The sequence below is a fragment of the Pseudomonas brassicacearum subsp. brassicacearum genome, from assembly GCF_008801605.1.
Taxonomy (GTDB): Bacteria; Pseudomonadota; Gammaproteobacteria; order Pseudomonadales; family Pseudomonadaceae; genus Aquipseudomonas; species Aquipseudomonas brassicacearum.
The window spans coordinates 126,707-143,739 of the sequence record NZ_VZPJ01000005.1 but is presented as its reverse complement, the minus strand read 5'-3'; the positions used below and the strand labels follow the sequence as shown (position 1 = coordinate 143,739).

Here is a 17,033-nt window from a genome sequence, read left to right as displayed (position 1 = left end):
CACGCGGAACGCCAGCCAGCCTGATTTAGGAGAGAGTCCATGAAATTGCCGATTTACCTTGATTACTCAGCGACCACCCCGGTTGACCCGCGTGTTGCGCAAAAAATGAGTGAATGCCTGCTGGTCGACGGAAACTTCGGTAACCCGGCGTCCCGTTCCCACGTGTTCGGCTGGAAGGCCGAAGAGTCGGTCGAAAACGCCCGTCGCCAGGTCGCTGACCTGGTCAACGCCGACCCGCGTGAAATCGTCTGGACCTCCGGTGCCACTGAATCCGACAACCTGGCAATCAAGGGCGTCGCGCATTTCTATCACACCAAGGGCAAGCACCTGATCACCTCCAAGATCGAGCACAAGGCTGTCCTGGACACCATGCGCCAACTGGAGCGTGAAGGCTTCGAAGTCACCTACATCGAGCCAGGTGAAGACGGCATCATCACTCCAGCCATGGTCGAAGCCGCCCTGCGCGACGACACCATCCTGGTTTCGATCATGCACGTGAACAACGAAATCGGCACCGTCAACGACATCGCGGCCATCGGCGAGCTGACCCGTTCCAAGGGCATCCTGTTCCACGTCGACGCGGCCCAGTCCACCGGCAAGGTCGACATCGACCTGTCCAAGCTGAAAGTCGACCTGATGTCGTTCTCGGCCCACAAGACCTACGGCCCTAAAGGCATTGGCGCGCTGTACGTCAGCCGCAAGCCGCGTGTTCGCCTCGAAGCGACCATGCACGGCGGCGGTCACGAGCGTGGCATGCGTTCCGGCACCCTGGCGACCCACCAGATCGTCGGCATGGGCGAAGCCTTCCGTGTAGCCAAGGAAGACATGGCTGCCGAGAACGTGCGCATCAAGGCCCTGAGCGACCGCTTCTTCAAGCAGGTCGAGGACCTCGAAGAACTCTACGTCAACGGCAGCATGACCGCCCGCGTACCGCACAACCTGAACCTGAGCTTCAACTATGTTGAAGGCGAGTCGCTGATCATGGCGCTCAAGGATCTGGCCGTGTCGTCCGGTTCGGCCTGCACCTCGGCATCGCTCGAGCCTTCGTACGTACTGCGCGCCCTGGGCCGCAACGACGAACTGGCCCACAGCTCGATCCGCTTCACCTTCGGCCGCTTCACCACCGAAGAAGAAATCGATTACGCCGCGCAGAAAGTCTGCGAGGCCGTTACCAAGCTGCGCGCTCTGTCGCCGCTGTGGGACATGTACAAAGACGGCGTCGACATTTCGAAAATCGAGTGGGCGGCGCACTGAAGAAGTCGCCACCAGAGCGACTCACTGATGAGGATTAAAGCAAATGGCATATAGCGAAAAGGTCATCGACCACTACGAGAACCCGCGCAACGTCGGCAAGATGGACGCGCAGGATCCTGATGTCGGCACCGGCATGGTCGGCGCCCCAGCGTGCGGCGACGTCATGCGCCTGCAGATCAAGGTCAACGAGCAAGGCATCATCGAAGATGCCAAGTTCAAGACCTACGGCTGCGGTTCCGCGATCGCGTCCAGCTCCCTGGCCACCGAGTGGATGAAGGGCAAGACCCTTGATGAAGCCGAAACCATCAAGAACACCCAGCTGGCCGAAGAACTGGCCCTGCCGCCAGTGAAGATCCACTGCTCGGTACTCGCCGAAGACGCCATCAAGGCCGCCGTTCGCGATTACAAGCAGAAGAAAGGCTTGATCTGATCCGCGTTACGGTAAGGAGTTTTCCATGGCTATCCAGATGACAGAAGCGGCAGCTAACCATATCCAGCGCTCACTTGCGGGGCGCGGCAAGGGCGAGGGTATCCGCCTGGGTGTTCGCACCACGGGCTGTTCTGGCCTCGCCTATGTACTGGAATTCGTCGACGAAGTGGGCGAAGACGATCAGGTGTTCGAGAGTCATGGTCAGAAAGTGATCATCGACCCGAAAAGCCTGACGTACCTGGACGGCACCGAACTGGATTTCGTCAAGGAAGGGTTGAACGAAGGCTTCAAGTTCAACAACCCCAACGTGCGCGGTGAATGTGGCTGCGGCGAAAGCTTCAACATCTGAGGCAGCTTGTGGGTACTCCTTGTCATTTTGCGTTGTTCCAGATGCAGCCTGCGTTCCAGCTGGATCTCGACCAGTTGTCCGCGCGTTATCTGGAATTGGCCCGTGGTGTCCACCCGGACCGCTTTGCTGACGCCTCCGAAGCCGAGCAGCGCCGGGCGCTTGAGCAGTCTGCGAACCTCAACGAGGCGTACCAGACACTCAAGAGTCCAGCCAAGCGCGCGCGTTACCTGCTCGCCATCAGCGGCCATGAGTTGCCGCTGGAGGTCACGGTCCACGATCCCGAGTTTCTTTTGCAGCAGATGCAATGGCGCGAAGAGCTCGAAGACCTGCAGGACAGCGCCGACCTGGCCGGTGTCGCGGTATTCAAGCGCCGCTTGAAAGACGCCCAGCACACATTGAACGAAAGCTTCGCAGCCTGCTGGAACGATGCCGCGCAACGCGAACAGGCCGAACGCCTGATGCGGCGCATGCAGTTCCTCGACAAGCTCACCTACGAAGTGCGCCAGCTCGAAGAGCGCCTCGACGATTAACCCAGTGCCGCTCCGGTCGCACGCCTGATTACAGATAAGTCCTGATTACGATGGCCCTACTGCAGATCGCCGAACCCGGCCAAAGTCCACAACCGCACCAGCGTCGCCTGGCTGTCGGGATTGACTTGGGTACCACCAATTCCCTGGTCGCTGCCTTGCGCAGCGGTCTTTCCGAACCGCTGGCCGATGAGCAAGGGCAAGTGATCCTGCCGTCCGCCGTGCGCTATCACGCCGATCACGTCGAAGTGGGCGAGTCGGCCAAGCTGGCCGCCGCCACCGACCCGTTGAACACCATCGTCTCGATCAAGCGCTTGATGGGTCGTGGTCTGTCCGACGTCAAGCAACTGGGCGACCAACTGCCGTACCGCTTCGTCGGCGGTGAATCCCACATGCCGTTCATCGAAACCGTACAGGGCCCGAAAAGCCCGGTAGAGGTTTCCGCCGACATCCTCAAGGTCTTGCGCCAGCGCGCCGAAGCGGCACTGGGCGGTGAATTGGTGGGCGCGGTCATTACCGTCCCGGCTTATTTCGACGATGCCCAGCGCCAAGCCACCAAGGATGCCGCCAAGCTCGCCGGCCTGAACGTGCTGCGCCTGCTCAACGAGCCGACGGCCGCTGCGGTGGCGTATGGCCTGGACCAGCATGCCGAAGGCCTGGTCGCCATCTACGACTTGGGTGGCGGTACTTTCGATATTTCGATCCTGCGCCTGACTGGCGGTGTCTTCGAAGTCCTGGCCACCGGCGGCGACAGCGCCCTGGGCGGCGATGACTTCGACCACGCCATCGCCGGCTGGATCATCGAGCAAGCCGGTTTGTCCGCTGACCTCGACCCGGGTGCGCAACGCCATCTGCTGCAAACCGCCTGCGCCGCCAAGGAAGCCTTGACCGACGCCGCCACGGTTGAAGTCGCTTATGGCGACTGGAAAGCCGCGCTGACCCGCGAAGCCTTCGATGCCCTGATCGAACCCATGGTCGCCCGCAGCCTCAAGGCCTGCCGCCGTGCCGTGCGCGATTCCGGCGTAGAGCTCGAAGACGTCAAGGCCGTGGTCATGGTCGGTGGTTCGACCCGCGTGCCTCGAGTTCGCGAAGCCGTGGCCGAGGCCTTTGGCCGCCAGCCGCTGACTGAAATCGACCCGGACCAGGTGGTTGCCATCGGCGCCGCGATCCAGGCCGATACCCTGGCCGGCAACAAGCGCGATGGCGGCGAACTGCTGCTGCTCGACGTGATTCCGTTGTCCCTGGGCCTGGAGACCATGGGCGGCCTGATGGAGAAGGTGATTCCGCGTAACACCACCATCCCCGTTGCCCGCGCCCAGGACTTCACCACCTATAAAGACGGCCAGTCGGCCATGATGGTCCACGTGCTGCAAGGCGAGCGTGAGCTGATCAGCGACTGCCGCTCCCTGGCTCGCTTCGAATTGCGCGGCATCCCGCCGATGGTGGCGGGTGCGGCGAAGATCCGCGTGACCTTCCAGGTCGATGCCGACGGCTTGCTCAACGTCTCCGCCCGCGAACTGGGTTCGGGCGTGGAGGCGAGCATCCAGGTCAAGCCGTCCTATGGCCTGACCGACGGCGAAATCGCCAAGATGCTCAAGGATTCCTTCCAGCATGCCAGCGACGACAAAGTCGCCCGTGTGCTGCGCGAGCAGCAGGTCGACGCCCAGCGCCTGATCGAAGCCGTGCAAGGTGCCCTTGAGGCTGACGGCGACCGTTTGTTGGATGCCGAAGAGCGCATGGTCATCGAGCTGCAGATGCAGGAATTGTCCGAATTGATCAAAGGCACCGATGGCTATGCCATCGAGCAGCAGACCAAGCGTCTGTCGCACGTCACCGACGCCTTTGCTGCCCGCCGCCTGGACTCGACGGTGAAAGCCGCCCTGGCGGGGCGCAACCTGAATGAAATCGAGGAATAACTGATGCCGCAGATCATTTTTCTGCCACACGCCGAGCATTGCCCGGACGGTATGGTGGTAGAGGCCGAAACCGGCAAGTCCATTCTTGAAGTGGCCCACGACAACCACATCGAGATCGAGAGCGCCTGCGGCGGTGTCTGTGCCTGCACCACGTGCCATTGCATCATTCGCGAAGGTTTCGACTCGCTGAATGAGGCCGATGAGCTGGAAGAAGACTACCTTGATAGGGCCTGGGGCCTGGAACCGACGTCGCGCCTGACCTGTCAGGCCAAGGTCGGTACCGAAGACCTGGTGGTCGAAATCCCGAAATATTCGCTTAACCATGCGGCCGAAGCGCCGCACTGATGGTGACACTGTCATGAGCTATGGTTGGAATGATGTACAACGCATCGCAGAAGAACTGGCCGAAGCCAAGCCGGACGTGGATCCGCTGAAGGTCAATTTCGTCGATCTGCAGCACTGGATCATGGAGCTTCCCGGTTTCGACAGCACCTCTGGCCGTTGCGGCGAGAAGGTCTTGGAAGCGGTCCAGGCGCTCTGGATCGAAGAAATCGACTGATCGACCTGGCAGGTTAGGCAATACCCCTGAACCCGCGTATAATTCGCGGGTTTAATTTTTCGCAAATTACCGTTTCTGGAGTTACACCATGGCTGTTCAACGTACTTTCTCCATCATCAAGCCTGACGCCGTTGCTAAAAACGTGATCGGCAAGATCGTTACCCGCTTCGAAGACGCTGGCCTGCGCGTTGTAGCTTCGAAAATGAAGCAACTGTCCAAAGCCGAAGCCGAAGGCTTCTACGCTGAGCACAGCGAGCGCGGTTTCTTCGGTGAGCTGGTTGCTTTCATGACTTCCGGTCCGGTTGTCGTTCAGGTGCTGGAAGGCGAAAACGCTATCGCTCGCAACCGTGAGCTGATGGGCGCTACCAACCCTAAAGAAGCTGCTGCCGGCACCATCCGTGCTGACTTCGCCGAGTCCATCGACGCCAACGCCGTTCACGGTTCGGACTCCGAAGCCGCTGCTGCTCGCGAAATCGCTTACTTTTTCGCTGCTACTGAAGTAACCGCTCGCTAAGCATTGGCTTGAGAGTGAAGGTGAATCCATGACTACATCGACTGTTAAAACCAATCTGCTGGGGCTGACCCAGCCGGAAATGGAGAAATTCTTCGACTCGATCGGGGAGAAGCGTTTCCGTGCCGGTCAGGTGATGAAATGGATTCACCACTTTGGCGTCGACGACTTCGACGCCATGACGAATGTCGGCAAGGCCCTGCGCGAAAAGCTCAAGGCTGTTGCCGAGATTCGCGGCCCCGAAGTGGTCAGCCAGGACATTTCCAGCGACGGCACCCGCAAGTGGGTGGTGCGCGTGGCGTCCGGCAGCTGCGTCGAGACCGTCTACATTCCCCAGGGCAAACGCGGCACCTTGTGCGTTTCGTCCCAGGCAGGCTGTGCCCTGGACTGCAGTTTCTGCTCCACCGGCAAGCAAGGCTTCAATAGCAACCTCACCGCCGCCGAAGTGATCGGCCAGGTGTGGATTGCCAACAAATCCTTTGGCAGCGTCCCGGCGACCGTCGACCGTGCCATCACCAACGTGGTGATGATGGGCATGGGTGAGCCGCTGCTGAACTTCGACAACGTCGTTTCCGCCATGCACCTGATGATGGACGACCTGGGCTACGGCATCTCCAAGCGCCGCGTGACCCTGTCCACTTCCGGCGTGGTGCCGATGATCGATGAGCTGGCCAAGCACATCGACGTCTCCCTGGCGTTGTCGCTGCACGCACCCAATGACGCATTGCGTAACCAATTGGTGCCGATCAACAAGAAATATCCGCTTAAGATGCTGCTCGAGTCGTGCCAGCGCTACATGTCGTCCCTGGGCGAAAAGCGCGTGCTGACCATCGAGTACACGCTGCTCAAGGATGTGAACGACAAGGTCGAACACGCGGTCGAGATGATCGAGCTGCTCAAGAACATCCCGTGCAAGATCAACCTGATTCCGTTCAACCCGTTCCCGCATTCCGGTTACGAGCGTCCGAGCAACAACGCGATTCGTCGCTTCCAGGATCAGCTTCACCACGCTGGCTTCAACGTCACCGTGCGCACCACCCGCGGCGAAGACATCGACGCCGCCTGTGGCCAATTGGTAGGACAGGTGCTGGATCGCACCCGTCGCAGTGAACGCTACATTGCCGTGCGTGAGTTGAACGCCGCGGACGATGCGGTGCAAAACGCTGCGAACAGTCACTAAGAGAGGAACTCTATGTCCCTGCGCTTCGCGCTCGTTTTGCTGTTGGCCGGCCTTTGTTCCGGTTGTGTCCTGTCGGGTGACTACAACCCGATGAGGACCAGCAAAGGGCGCGACGAGGCGCGTGTGGCCTACGTGCAACTGGGCATTGGCTACCTGCAGCAGGGCATGACCGAACGGGCCAAGGTGCCGCTCAAGAAAGCCCTGGAGCTGGACGATTCCGACCCGGACGCCAACGCGGCCCTGGCCCTGGTGTTCCAGGCCGAGATGGAACCGGAGCTGGCCGACCAGCATTTTCGCAAGGCGCTGTCTGCCCGCCCGCAAGACGCACGGATCCTGAACAACTACGGCAGCTTTCTTTTCGAGCAGAAACGTTACAAGGAAGCCTACGAGCGCTTCGAGCAGGCTGCCGCCGACACCCTTTACCCTGAGCGTTCGCGGGTTTTCGAAAACCTCGGCATGACGGCCGCGCAGCTGGGCCAGCGTGACCTGGCCCGCCAGCAGCTGGAAAAGGCGCTGCGGCTCAACCGCCAGCAACCGCGGGCGCTGCTGGAAATGGCTGAGTTGTCCTACGAAGACAGGCATTATGTGCCCGCGCGTGACTACTACGAGCGTTTTAGCCTGCTGAGCGAGCAAAATGCACGTAGTCTATTGCTCGGCGTTCGGCTGGCACATGTGTTTGAAGATCGCGACAAGGCTGCAAGTTACGGCCTGCAACTCAAAAGACTCTATCCCGGTACGCCGGAATATCAGCAATACCTGTCGGAGCAATGATGAAAGCGGCGCATCCCGAAGTTGTAGCAGCGACTCGCGTAAATCCTGGTGAGACCCTGCGTCAAGCCCGCGAAAGCAATGGTTGGTCGCTGGCCGAAGTGGCCCTCAAGCTCAATCTCACCGTGGCCTCCTTGGGCAATCTGGAAGCGGGCGCGTTCGACAAGCTGCCTGGGCATACCTTCGCCCGCGGCTATATCCGCGCCTATGCCAAGTTGCTCGGCATGGACCAGACCGTGCTGGTCCAGCAATTCGATCAATACACCGGTTCCGATGCCCAGGGCAGCAACGTGCACAGCCTGGGTCGCATCGAGGAGCCGGTTCGCGTTTCCCACACCATTTTGCGAATCGTCAGCCTGTTGCTGCTGATCGCGGTGATTGGTGGCGGTTTTGTCTGGTGGCAGGATCAGGCTTCTTTGCGCAACAAAGAGCCGGTCGCCATGAACCCTGAGCACGTTGAGGTCGAAGGCGCCGACGGCACCACCCAGATCCATCCGCTGGACGAGCCGGAAGACCAGGCTGTCGTCGAAGGCCAGGCCGAAGGCGAAACCGCCCTGGCGTTGCCACAGGGCCAGGACGCCGCCGATGCCGAAGCGGGTGCCGAGCCGGCTGTTCCAGCCCCTGTGCCAGCTGCACCAACAGCGCCGACTGCACCGATTGCCACCGCCCCTGCCGCACCGAGCACGCCAGCGCCAACCGCGACTGCGCCTGCGACCCACGCGGCTCCAGCCGCGCCAGTTGTTCCGGCAGCCCCGGCGGCCCCGACCCCGGCTCCAGCGGCAGGTGAAGGCCAGGTACAGATTCAGTTTGTCGCCGACTGCTGGACGCAGATCACCGACGGCAACGGCAAGGTGCTGTTCAGTGGCCTCAAGCGCAAGGGCGACAGCACCTCCATCAACGGCAAGCCACCCTTTGCCGTACGCCTGGGTTATGCCCGTGGCGCGCAGGTCAGCTACAACGGCCAGCCGGTCGACATCGCTCCGTTCACCAGTGGCGAGACCGCTCGCCTGAAGTTGGGTCAATAAGTCATGCACGGCGAATCTCCAATCAAGCGTCGCGAATCCCGAAAAATCTGGGTCGGCAACGTGCCCGTGGGCGGCGATGCGCCTATCGCTGTGCAGAGCATGACCAACAGCGACACCAATGACGTGGCCGCCACGGTCGCCCAGATCAACCGCCTGGAAGCCGCCGGTGTCGACATCGTGCGGGTATCGGTGCCAGACATGGACGCCGCCGAGGCGTTCGGCAAGATCAAGCAACTGGTCAAGGTGCCCTTGGTGGCCGACATCCATTTCGACTACCGCATCGCCTTGCGTGTGGCCGAGTTGGGCGTCGATTGCCTGCGTATCAACCCGGGCAACATCGGTCGCGAAGACCGTGTCCGTGCCGTGGTGGATGCCGCCCGCGACCGGGGCATCCCGATCCGCATCGGCGTGAACGCCGGTTCCCTGGAAAAAGACCTGCAGAAGAAATACGGCGAACCGACCCCCGCGGCACTGGTGGAGTCGGCCCTGCGCCACGTCGAGCACCTCGAACGCCTGAATTTCCAGGACTTCAAGGTCAGCGTGAAGGCGTCCGACGTGTTCATGGCCGTCGAAGCCTACCGCCTGCTGGCCAAGGAAATCGTCCAGCCGCTGCACCTGGGCATCACCGAAGCCGGTGGGTTGCGTTCGGGCACGGTGAAATCCGCCGTCGGCCTCGGTATGCTGCTCGCCGAAGGGATTGGCGATACCATCCGCATCTCGTTGGCGGCTGACCCGGTCGAGGAAGTGAAAGTCGGCTACGACATTCTCAAGTCCTTGCACCTGCGTTCCCGTGGCATCAACTTCATCGCCTGCCCGAGCTGCTCGCGGCAGAATTTCGATGTGGTCAAGACCATGAACGAGCTGGAAGGGCGCCTTGAAGACCTGCTGGTGCCGCTGGATGTCGCGGTGATCGGTTGCGTGGTCAACGGGCCGGGCGAAGCCAAGGAGGCCCATATCGGCCTGACTGGCGGTACACCGAACCTGATTTACATCGACGGCAAGCCGTCGCAGAAACTGACGAATGACAATCTGGTGGATGAGCTGGAACGGCTGATCCGCCAGAAAGCGGCCGAAAAGGTCGAAGCCGACGCAGCGGTCATCGCGCGCGGTTAAGTCGAAAGATTAAGGAATACACGTGAGCAAGTCCCTGCAAGCCATTCGTGGCATGAACGACATCCTGCCCGAGCAGACGCCCCTGTGGCGCTATTTCGAGGGCACCGTGGCGCGTCTGCTGGATAACTACGGCTATCGGCAGATCCGCATGCCGATCGTCGAGTTCACCGAGCTGTTCAAGCGCTCCATCGGCGAAGTGACCGACATCGTCGAAAAAGAGATGTACACCTTCGACGACCGCAACGGCGATTCCCTGACCCTGCGCCCCGAAGGCACGGCGGCCTGCGTGCGTGCGGTGCTCGAGCACGGCATCACCGGCGGCGGTCAGGTGCAGAAACTCTGGTACGTCGGCCCGATGTTCCGTCACGAGCGTCCGCAGAAAGGCCGTTATCGCCAGTTCCACCAGATTGGCCTGGAGGTGTTCAACCTCGAGGGTCCGGACATCGATGCCGAGCTGATCGTCATGACCTGGCGCCTGTGGGGCGAGCTGGGGCTTCGCGATGCGGTCAAGCTTGAGCTCAACAGCCTGGGCACCAGCGAGTCCCGTGGCCGCTACCGTGAAGCGTTGGTGGAGTTTCTTTCCGCCCACCTGGACAAGCTCGACGAAGACAGCCAGCGCCGTCTGAAGACCAACCCGCTGCGTGTGCTCGACACCAAGAATGCCGAGACCCAAGCGGTCCTGGTCGACGCGCCGAAAATGGCCGACTACCTCGACGACGAATCCCGTGCACACTTCGAAGGGCTGAAGGCGCGCCTCGACGCCGTGGGCATTCCTTACGTGATCAACCCCAAGTTGGTCCGTGGCCTGGACTACTACAGCAAGACCGTCTTCGAGTGGGTCACCGACAAGCTCGGCGCCCAGGGCACCGTGTGTGCCGGCGGCCGCTACGACGGGCTGGTTGAGCAGATGGGCGGCAAGCCGACCCCGGGCGTGGGCTTTGCCATGGGCATCGAGCGCCTGGTGCTGATGCTTGAAGCCTTGGACAAGGTCCCCGAAGAACTGGCCCGTCAGGTCGACGTCTACTTGTGCGCCTTTGGCGAGGCCGCCGAGCTGGCAGCCCTGTCGTTGAGCGAGCGGATCCGCGACCAGTTGCCCAACCTGCGCCTGCAGATCAACGCCGGTGCTGGCAGCTTCAAGAGCCAATTCAAGAAGGCCGACAAGAGCGGTGCGCTGTACGCACTGATCCTCGGTGACGACGAACTGGCCCAACAAGTGGTAGGTTTCAAACCCCTGCGTGGCCAGGGCGAACAACAAAGCATTGCCTGGGATGCGCTTGCTGCACACCTGGCCACCTGCGTCGTGCAGGGTTGAAGCTGTCAAACAGCCGATTTAGCGATTAAGGAGTATTGGGGTGTCGAGTACCGAAGATGAACAGCTGGCGGATTTGAAGGACTGGTGGACGCGCAACGGCAAGCCGCTGGTCACTGGCGGCCTGTTGGCGCTGGTCATCGTGTTCGGCTGGCAGGCCTACCAGAAATACCAGAGCAACCAGTCGCAAGGCGCCTCGGTGCTCTACCAGCAATTGCTGGAAACCACCCTGACCCCGGACGGCAAGCCTGACGCTGCCCGCGTGGCGGACCTGGCCGGCAAGCTGGACAAGGAATTCGGCGGCACCGCCTACGCCCAATACGGTCGCCTGTTCGTGGCCAAGGTGGCGGTGGACAGCGGCAAGCTGGACGACGCGGCCACCGAGCTCAAGGGTATCGTCGACAAACCGGCCAACCCGACCCTGGGCGAAGTGGCGCGTCAGCGCCTGGCGCAGGTGCTGGCGGCACAGAACAAGGCCGAAGACGCCTTGAAGCTGCTCGACGGTGATGCCGACAAGGCATTCCTGGCGACCCGCGAAGAACTCAAGGGCGACCTGCTGGTACAGCTGGGCCGTGCCGATGAGGCCCATGCGGCCTACCAAAAAGCCAAGGCTGCGCTGTCGGATGAAGCCGCAGTCGGTGGCCTGCAAATCAAGCTGGACGACCTGGCCAAAGGGGATGCGTGACGTGATCCGTTGGAAACATGCAGCATTGCTGGCTCTGGCCATTCTGGCCGCGGGTTGCAGCAGCAACAGCAAAAAAGAACTGCCTCCGGCCGAACTGACCGACTTCAAAGAAGAAGTCGTGCTGCAGAAGCAGTGGAGCCGTTCCATCGGCGATGGCCAGGGCGAAACCTACAACATGCTGGTGCCGGCCATTGACGGCGACACCATCTATGCAGGTGATGTCACGGGCGTGGTGATGGCGATGGACCGCACCAACGGCGACGTCAAATGGAAGAAAGATCTTGAACTGCCTGTTTCCGGCGCCGTTGGCGTGGGTTACGGCCTGGTCATGATCGGCACGCTCAAGGGCGAGATCGTCGCCCTGGACGCGAGCAGCGGTGAAGAGAAATGGCGCGCCCGCGTGACCAGTGAAGTGCTCGCACCGCCGGCCACCAACGGTGACGTGGTGGTGGTCCAGACCCAGGACGACCGTCTGATCGGCCTGGATGCCGCTACCGGCAACCAACGCTGGTTGTACGACAGCACCCCGGCGGTACTGACCCTGCGCGGCACCAGCGCGCCAGTCGTCACCAACCGCCTGGCGGTGGCTGGTTTGTCGACCGGTAAAGTGGTGGCCCTGGATATTTCCAACGGCGTGCCGGTCTGGGAACAGCGCGTAGCGATCCCGCAAGGTCGTTCGGAGCTGGAGCGTGTGGTCGACATCGACGGCGGCTTGCTGCTGTCTGGCGGCACACTGTACGTCGCCAGCTACCAGGGCCGCGTTGCAGCATTGGACCTGGAAAGCGGTCGTCCGCTGTGGCAGCGCGATGCGTCCAGCTACGCCGGTGTCGCCCAAGGCTTTGGCAGCGTCTACGTGAGCCTGTCCTCGGGCACCGTCGAAGGTGTTGACGAGCGTTCCACCACCGCCTTGTGGAGCAACGACTCCCTGGCCCGTCGTCAACTGTCGGCCCCGGAAGTGTTCTCCAGCTACGTCGCAGTGGGTGACCTGGAAGGTTACCTGCACCTGCTCAGCCAGGTGGACGGTCGTTTCGTCGGCCGTGAGCGCATCGACAGCGACGGCCTGCGTGCCCGTCCGCTGGTGGTGGGCAACATGATCTATGTGTATGGCAACAGCGGCAAACTGGAAGCCCTGACCATCAAGTAAGACTATGCTTGGGGCTAATCCCCCAAGCGGCCTTGTTCACAAGGTTTGCAGGGCTTGCACAGACTGCCCCGAGCACCAGCCGCTGCCTCGCAGCGGCTTTTGTATTTTCTGAAATAACGAAGTGGAGAGCCGCATGGTTCCCGTAATCGCCCTGGTGGGCCGACCGAACGTCGGCAAGTCCACCTTGTTCAACCGCCTGACCAGGACTCGCGACGCCATTGTCGGCGACTTGTCCGGTCTGACCCGTGATCGCCAATACGGTGAGGCCAAGTGGCAAGGGCGTACCTATATTCTGGTCGACACCGGCGGCATCTCCGGTGATGAACACGGCATGGACGAAAAAATGGCCGAGCAGTCGCTGCTCGCCATTGAAGAAGCCGATGTGGTGCTGTTCCTGGTAGACGCCAAGGCCGGTTTTACCGCCGCCGACCAGATGATCGCCGAGCATTTGCGCAAGCGTAACAAGCGTTCCTACGTGGTCGCCAACAAGGTCGACAATATCGACCCGGACATGGCCCGCGCCGAATTCGCACCGTTGGGCATGGGCCAGGCGATCCCGATCGCCGGCGCCCACGGTCGTGGCATCACCCAGATGCTGGAAATCGCTCTGGAGAGTTTCCCGAAAGACGACGTGGAAGAGCCGGAAGAGGGCGAGGAAGAGATCGTTGCCGAAGGCGAGGAAGCCAAGCGCATTCCTGGCCCGAGCGAAAAGGACGGGATCAAGATCGCCATCATCGGCCGCCCGAACGTGGGCAAGTCGACGCTGGTCAACCGCATGCTCGGCGAAGACCGGGTCATCGTCTACGACCAGCCCGGCACCACCCGCGACAGCATCTACATTCCCTTCGAGCGTAACGAAGAGAAGTACACGCTGATCGACACCGCCGGTGTGCGCAAGCGCGGCAAGATCCACGAAGAAGTTGAAAAGTTCTCCGTGGTCAAGACTCTGCAAGCGATCAAAGACGCCAACGTGGTGATCTTCGTGATGGACGCCCGCGAAGGCGTGGTCGATCACGACTTGAACCTGCTGGGGTTCGCCCTGGAAGCCGGTCGTGCGTTGGTCATCGCGATCAACAAGTGGGACGGCATGACGCCGAGCGAACGGGATTTCGTGAAGATCGAATTGCAGCGTCGCCTGTTCTTCGTCGACTTCGCCGATATCCACTTCATCTCGGCTCTGCACGGCACGGGCGTGGGCAACCTCTACGCTTCGGTGCAGAACTCGTTCAAGTCGGCGGTGACCCGCTGGCCGACCAACCGCCTGACCCAGATCCTCGAAGATGCGGTAGGCGAGCACGCGCCACCGATGGTCAACAACCGTCGGATCAAGCTGCGCTACGCCCACTTGGGCGGTGCCAACCCGCCGATTATCGTGATCCACGGTAACCAGATCGAGAAGGTGCCCAAGTCGTACGTTCGTTACCTGGAGAACACCTACCGTCGCGTCCTGAAGCTGGTCGGCACGCCGATCCGCATCGAGTTCAAGGGCGGCGAGAACCCGTACGAAGGCAACAAGAACACGCTCACCGACCGCCAGGTCAACAAGAAGCGCCGCTTGATGTCGCACCACAAGAAGGCCGACAAGAAGCGCCGCGACAAGCGCTGATTCAGTCTGGATCTGGGATCTGGGATCTGGACCTGTGGACCTATGGAACTGTGGGAGCAAGGCCTTGCTCCCACAGTCTTGGCCTCACAGTCTTGCCTACCACAGCTCTGGCTCCCACAGGGCATGAGTCTTCAGCATGAGAAGGGTGCCCTGGGTGGCACCCTTTTTCATGCCCGGCGATTGGGCTATCCTCGAGCTCTCCCGCGCCGCACCAGAGCCGGGTGCAGAGCAGGGACCCTTCATGATCACCAGCAAGTTGCCGAATGTCGGCATCACTATTTTCACCCAGATGTCCCAGCTCGCCGCGCAGACGGGCGCGCTGAACCTGTCCCAGGGCTTTCCCGATTTCGATGGTCCGCAGGCCCTGCGCGATGCGGTCGGCCGGCACATTGCCCAAGGCCATAACCAGTATTCGCCCATGACCGGCCTGCCGGCGCTGCGCCAGCAAATCGCGGCGAAGATCGCCCGCAGCTACGGCGCCAGTGTCGATGCCGATCAGGAAGTCACCGTGACCCCGGGCGCGACCCAGGCGATTTTCTGTGCCATCGCGGCGGTGGTCCACAGCGGCGACGAAGTGATCGTCTTCGACCCCAGCTACGACAGCTACGAGCCCGCCGTGCTATTGGCCGGGGGGCGTTGCGTGCACGTGCCATTGGGCCTGGATGATTTCGCCATCGACTTCGAGAAGCTCGGCGAAGCCCTGAGCCCGCGTACACGCATGATCATCCTCAACTCGCCGCACAACCCCAGTGGTGCGCTGATCAGCCGCGCCGAACTGGATCAATTGGCGACGCTGATTCGCGACCGTGACATCTACCTGGTCAGCGACGAGGTCTACGAACACCTGGTGTTCGATGGCGTCGCCCACGCCAGTGTCCTGGCCCATGAAGAGCTATACCGCCGCGCCTTCGTGGTCAGTTCGTTCGGCAAGACCTACCACGTCACCGGCTGGAAAACCGGCTACGTGGTGGCGCCAGCGGCCCTGACGGCGGAACTGCGCAAGGTGCACCAGTACGTCAGCTTCTGCGGCGTGACGCCCTTGCAGTACGCCCTGGCCGACTATATGGCCGAGCATCCGGAACACGTCGATGAGCTGCCGGACTTCTACCAGGCCAAGCGCGACCTGTTCTGCGATTTGCTGGCCCCGTCGCGGTTCAGCTTCAAGCGCGTGACCGGCACTTATTTCCAGTTGGTGGACTATTCGCAGATTCGCCCGGACCTGAATGACGTCGACATGGCGGTGTGGATGACCCGTGAGCATGGCGTGGCGACGATTCCGATCTCGGTGTTTTACCAGCACCCACCACAAGGCCAGCGCCTGGTGCGCCTGTGCTTTGCCAAACGCGAGGAGACGCTGCGCGAAGCGGCGCAAAAGCTATGCGTGATTTGAGTACATTGCCAGACCTCGACATTGCCCTGGTCCAGACCACCCTGGCCTGGCACGACCGCCGGGCCAACCTGGAGCATTTTGAAGCGCTGCTTGAGCAGGCGCGCGGGGCTGACCTGATCATCCTGCCGGAGATGTTCACCACCGGTTTCTCCATGGAGTCCGAGACCCTGGCGGAGCCGGAGAACGGCCCGACGCGCCAATGGCTCAAAGCCCAGGCTGCGAAGCTGGACGCGGTGATCACCGGCAGTGTGATCATCCAGGCCGCTGACGGCAGCCATCGCAATCGCCTGCTCTGGGCGCGGCCGGATGGAGAGGTGCTGCATTACGACAAGCGCCATCTGTTTCGCATGGCGGGGGAGCACAACCACTACACCCCGGGTGAGCGACAGGTGCTGTTCGAACTCAAGGGCTGGCGGATTCGTCCGCTGATTTGCTACGACCTGCGCTTCCCGGTCTGGAGCCGCGACGCCGAGGACACCGACCTGCTGCTGTACACCGCCAACTGGCCCGGGGCGCGGCGTCTGCACTGGAATCGGCTGTTGCCGGCCCGGGCGATCGAGAACCTGTGCTACGTGGCGGCGGTAAACCGTGTTGGCACCGACGGCAAGGGCTTCGCCTACACCGGTGACAGCCAGGTGCTGGATTTCCAGGGCGAGAGCTTGCTCAGCGCCGGCGAGGCGGATGGTGTGTTCAAGGTGTGCTTGAACGCAGCGGACCTGGCGGCGTATCGCACGCGGTTTCCGGCGAACCTGGATGCCGACTCGTTCGAATTCATCTAACTGAAACGTTTCAACCCTTCAGGAACGGTGTTGCGTGCCGATAACCGGTCAGCCAAGGAGAAGTCCCTATGACCAGTATCAGCGCAACCACCGTCAACCCTTATCCATTGTCAGCCCCTAAAGTCTCCATCCGTGGGGCTGAAGAAGAGAAAGCGGTCAGTCCAGTGGCATCGACTGACAGCAGCGAAGACAAAGACAAGAAATTGGAAGTCGACACCAGCGGCGCGAATATCGCAGGTGCGGGTGGCAGCAGCGGCAGCGGCGATGTCATCGAACAACTGAAGAAGCAGATCGAACAGACCGAGAAGTTGCTGGCCGAACAGCAAGCCCAGCTAGCTCGGGTGCAAAAAAGCCGGGCTGATGAGGAGCAGAAAGCTCAGGAAACCATGGCGATCCAGACTCAGATCATGGCGACCCAAGCCACATTGCAGACCCTGCAGGCCGCTCTGTTGCAGGCAATGACTGTCTCGATCGATACCCATGCCTGA

General features: G+C 61.5%; 19 protein-coding genes. All 19 read left to right on the top strand.

Going from position 1 to position 17,033, the window contains the following annotated elements:
- The first annotated feature begins 39 nt into the window (after nucleotides 1-39).
- The 19 genes from F7R20_RS13900 (at nucleotide 40) to F7R20_RS13810 (ending at nucleotide 17,033) form a co-directional block, all read left to right on the top strand.
- A complete protein-coding gene (locus tag F7R20_RS13900; RefSeq protein ID WP_003197994.1) occupies nucleotides 40-1,254 on the top strand; it encodes an IscS subfamily cysteine desulfurase in 1,215 nt (404 codons plus the stop codon).
- A 43-nt stretch (nucleotides 1,255-1,297) separates the two neighbouring features.
- A complete protein-coding gene (gene iscU, locus F7R20_RS13895) occupies nucleotides 1,298-1,684 on the top strand; it encodes a Fe-S cluster assembly scaffold IscU (protein WP_003185157.1) in 387 nt (128 codons plus the stop codon).
- Nucleotides 1,685-1,709: 25 nt separating this feature from the next.
- Nucleotides 1,710-2,033, top strand: coding sequence for an iron-sulfur cluster assembly protein IscA (gene iscA / locus F7R20_RS13890; RefSeq protein WP_003185155.1), 324 nt, complete (start codon nucleotides 1,710-1,712; stop codon nucleotides 2,031-2,033).
- An 8-nt stretch (nucleotides 2,034-2,041) separates the two neighbouring features.
- A complete protein-coding gene (gene hscB / locus F7R20_RS13885; protein WP_003197997.1) occupies nucleotides 2,042-2,563 on the top strand; it encodes a co-chaperone HscB in 522 nt (173 codons plus the stop codon).
- A 50-nt stretch (nucleotides 2,564-2,613) separates the two neighbouring features.
- Nucleotides 2,614-4,476, top strand: a complete 1,863-nt coding sequence (gene hscA / locus F7R20_RS13880; RefSeq protein ID WP_003198000.1) for a Fe-S protein assembly chaperone HscA — start codon at nucleotides 2,614-2,616, stop codon at nucleotides 4,474-4,476.
- Nucleotides 4,477-4,479: 3 nt separating this feature from the next.
- On the top strand, nucleotides 4,480-4,821 hold the full coding sequence (gene fdx / locus F7R20_RS13875) for an ISC system 2Fe-2S type ferredoxin (protein WP_003198002.1): 342 nt from the start codon (nucleotides 4,480-4,482) through the stop codon (nucleotides 4,819-4,821).
- Nucleotides 4,822-4,834: 13 nt separating this feature from the next.
- Complete coding sequence (gene iscX, locus F7R20_RS13870; RefSeq protein WP_003198004.1) at nucleotides 4,835-5,035, top strand: Fe-S cluster assembly protein IscX; 201 nt, start codon at nucleotides 4,835-4,837, stop codon at nucleotides 5,033-5,035.
- An 88-nt stretch (nucleotides 5,036-5,123) separates the two neighbouring features.
- Nucleotides 5,124-5,549, top strand: coding sequence for a nucleoside-diphosphate kinase (ndk, locus tag F7R20_RS13865; protein ID WP_003185145.1), 426 nt, complete (start codon nucleotides 5,124-5,126; stop codon nucleotides 5,547-5,549).
- 28 nt (nucleotides 5,550-5,577) lie between these two features.
- The gene (gene rlmN, locus F7R20_RS13860) at nucleotides 5,578-6,726 is read left to right on the top strand and encodes a 23S rRNA (adenine(2503)-C(2))-methyltransferase RlmN (protein WP_003198007.1); all 1,149 of its coding nucleotides are present in this window, start codon (nucleotides 5,578-5,580) and stop codon (nucleotides 6,724-6,726) included.
- Between the two features lie 12 nt (nucleotides 6,727-6,738).
- On the top strand, nucleotides 6,739-7,497 hold the full coding sequence (gene pilW, locus F7R20_RS13855; protein WP_003198009.1) for a type IV pilus biogenesis/stability protein PilW: 759 nt from the start codon (nucleotides 6,739-6,741) through the stop codon (nucleotides 7,495-7,497).
- A complete protein-coding gene (locus tag F7R20_RS13850; RefSeq protein WP_003198012.1) occupies nucleotides 7,497-8,519 on the top strand; it encodes a RodZ domain-containing protein in 1,023 nt (340 codons plus the stop codon). Before pilW ends, F7R20_RS13850 begins: the two co-directional genes overlap by 1 nt.
- Nucleotides 8,520-8,522: 3 nt before the next feature.
- Complete coding sequence (ispG, locus tag F7R20_RS13845; RefSeq protein WP_003185136.1) at nucleotides 8,523-9,632, top strand: flavodoxin-dependent (E)-4-hydroxy-3-methylbut-2-enyl-diphosphate synthase; 1,110 nt, start codon at nucleotides 8,523-8,525, stop codon at nucleotides 9,630-9,632.
- 22 nt (nucleotides 9,633-9,654) lie between these two features.
- On the top strand, nucleotides 9,655-10,944 hold the full coding sequence (gene hisS, locus F7R20_RS13840) for a histidine--tRNA ligase (RefSeq protein WP_003198015.1): 1,290 nt from the start codon (nucleotides 9,655-9,657) through the stop codon (nucleotides 10,942-10,944).
- 40 nt (nucleotides 10,945-10,984) lie between these two features.
- Entirely contained in the window at nucleotides 10,985-11,626 is a 642-nt protein-coding gene (locus F7R20_RS13835) for a YfgM family protein (RefSeq protein ID WP_003198017.1), read from the top strand.
- The gene (gene bamB / locus F7R20_RS13830) at nucleotides 11,619-12,770 is read left to right on the top strand and encodes an outer membrane protein assembly factor BamB (protein ID WP_003198019.1); all 1,152 of its coding nucleotides are present in this window, start codon (nucleotides 11,619-11,621) and stop codon (nucleotides 12,768-12,770) included. Before F7R20_RS13835 ends, bamB begins: the two co-directional genes overlap by 8 nt.
- A 133-nt stretch (nucleotides 12,771-12,903) precedes the next feature.
- On the top strand, nucleotides 12,904-14,376 hold the full coding sequence (gene der / locus F7R20_RS13825; RefSeq protein ID WP_003198021.1) for a ribosome biogenesis GTPase Der: 1,473 nt from the start codon (nucleotides 12,904-12,906) through the stop codon (nucleotides 14,374-14,376).
- Between the two features lie 241 nt (nucleotides 14,377-14,617).
- Complete coding sequence (locus F7R20_RS13820) at nucleotides 14,618-15,766, top strand: pyridoxal phosphate-dependent aminotransferase (protein ID WP_003198022.1); 1,149 nt, start codon at nucleotides 14,618-14,620, stop codon at nucleotides 15,764-15,766.
- On the top strand, nucleotides 15,754-16,545 hold the full coding sequence (locus F7R20_RS13815) for an amidohydrolase (protein WP_003198024.1): 792 nt from the start codon (nucleotides 15,754-15,756) through the stop codon (nucleotides 16,543-16,545). Before F7R20_RS13820 ends, F7R20_RS13815 begins: the two co-directional genes overlap by 13 nt.
- 68 nt (nucleotides 16,546-16,613) lie before the next feature.
- A complete protein-coding gene (locus F7R20_RS13810) occupies nucleotides 16,614-17,033 on the top strand; it encodes a hypothetical protein (RefSeq protein WP_003198027.1) in 420 nt (139 codons plus the stop codon).

Bases quoted from the DNA above. Each gene is read 5' to 3' on its own strand.
- F7R20_RS13900 (WP_003197994.1), top strand. From the start codon at position 40: ATGAAATTGCCGATTTACCTTGATTACTCAGCGACCACCCCGGTTGAC.
- iscU (WP_003185157.1), top strand. From the start codon at position 1,298: ATGGCATATAGCGAAAAGGTCATCGACCACTACGAGAACCCGCGCAAC.
- iscA (WP_003185155.1), top strand. From the start codon at position 1,710: ATGGCTATCCAGATGACAGAAGCGGCAGCTAACCATATCCAGCGCTCA.
- hscA (WP_003198000.1), top strand. From the start codon at position 2,614: ATGGCCCTACTGCAGATCGCCGAACCCGGCCAAAGTCCACAACCGCAC.
- fdx (WP_003198002.1), top strand. From the start codon at position 4,480: ATGCCGCAGATCATTTTTCTGCCACACGCCGAGCATTGCCCGGACGGT.
- iscX (WP_003198004.1), top strand. From the start codon at position 4,835: ATGAGCTATGGTTGGAATGATGTACAACGCATCGCAGAAGAACTGGCC.
- ndk (WP_003185145.1), top strand. From the start codon at position 5,124: ATGGCTGTTCAACGTACTTTCTCCATCATCAAGCCTGACGCCGTTGCT.
- rlmN (WP_003198007.1), top strand. From the start codon at position 5,578: ATGACTACATCGACTGTTAAAACCAATCTGCTGGGGCTGACCCAGCCG.
- pilW (WP_003198009.1), top strand. From the start codon at position 6,739: ATGTCCCTGCGCTTCGCGCTCGTTTTGCTGTTGGCCGGCCTTTGTTCC.
- F7R20_RS13850 (WP_003198012.1), top strand. From the start codon at position 7,497: ATGAAAGCGGCGCATCCCGAAGTTGTAGCAGCGACTCGCGTAAATCCT.
- ispG (WP_003185136.1), top strand. From the start codon at position 8,523: ATGCACGGCGAATCTCCAATCAAGCGTCGCGAATCCCGAAAAATCTGG.
- bamB (WP_003198019.1), top strand. From the start codon at position 11,619: ATGCGTGACGTGATCCGTTGGAAACATGCAGCATTGCTGGCTCTGGCC.
- der (WP_003198021.1), top strand. From the start codon at position 12,904: ATGGTTCCCGTAATCGCCCTGGTGGGCCGACCGAACGTCGGCAAGTCC.
- F7R20_RS13820 (WP_003198022.1), top strand. From the start codon at position 14,618: ATGATCACCAGCAAGTTGCCGAATGTCGGCATCACTATTTTCACCCAG.
- F7R20_RS13815 (WP_003198024.1), top strand. From the start codon at position 15,754: ATGCGTGATTTGAGTACATTGCCAGACCTCGACATTGCCCTGGTCCAG.
- F7R20_RS13810 (WP_003198027.1), top strand. From the start codon at position 16,614: ATGACCAGTATCAGCGCAACCACCGTCAACCCTTATCCATTGTCAGCC.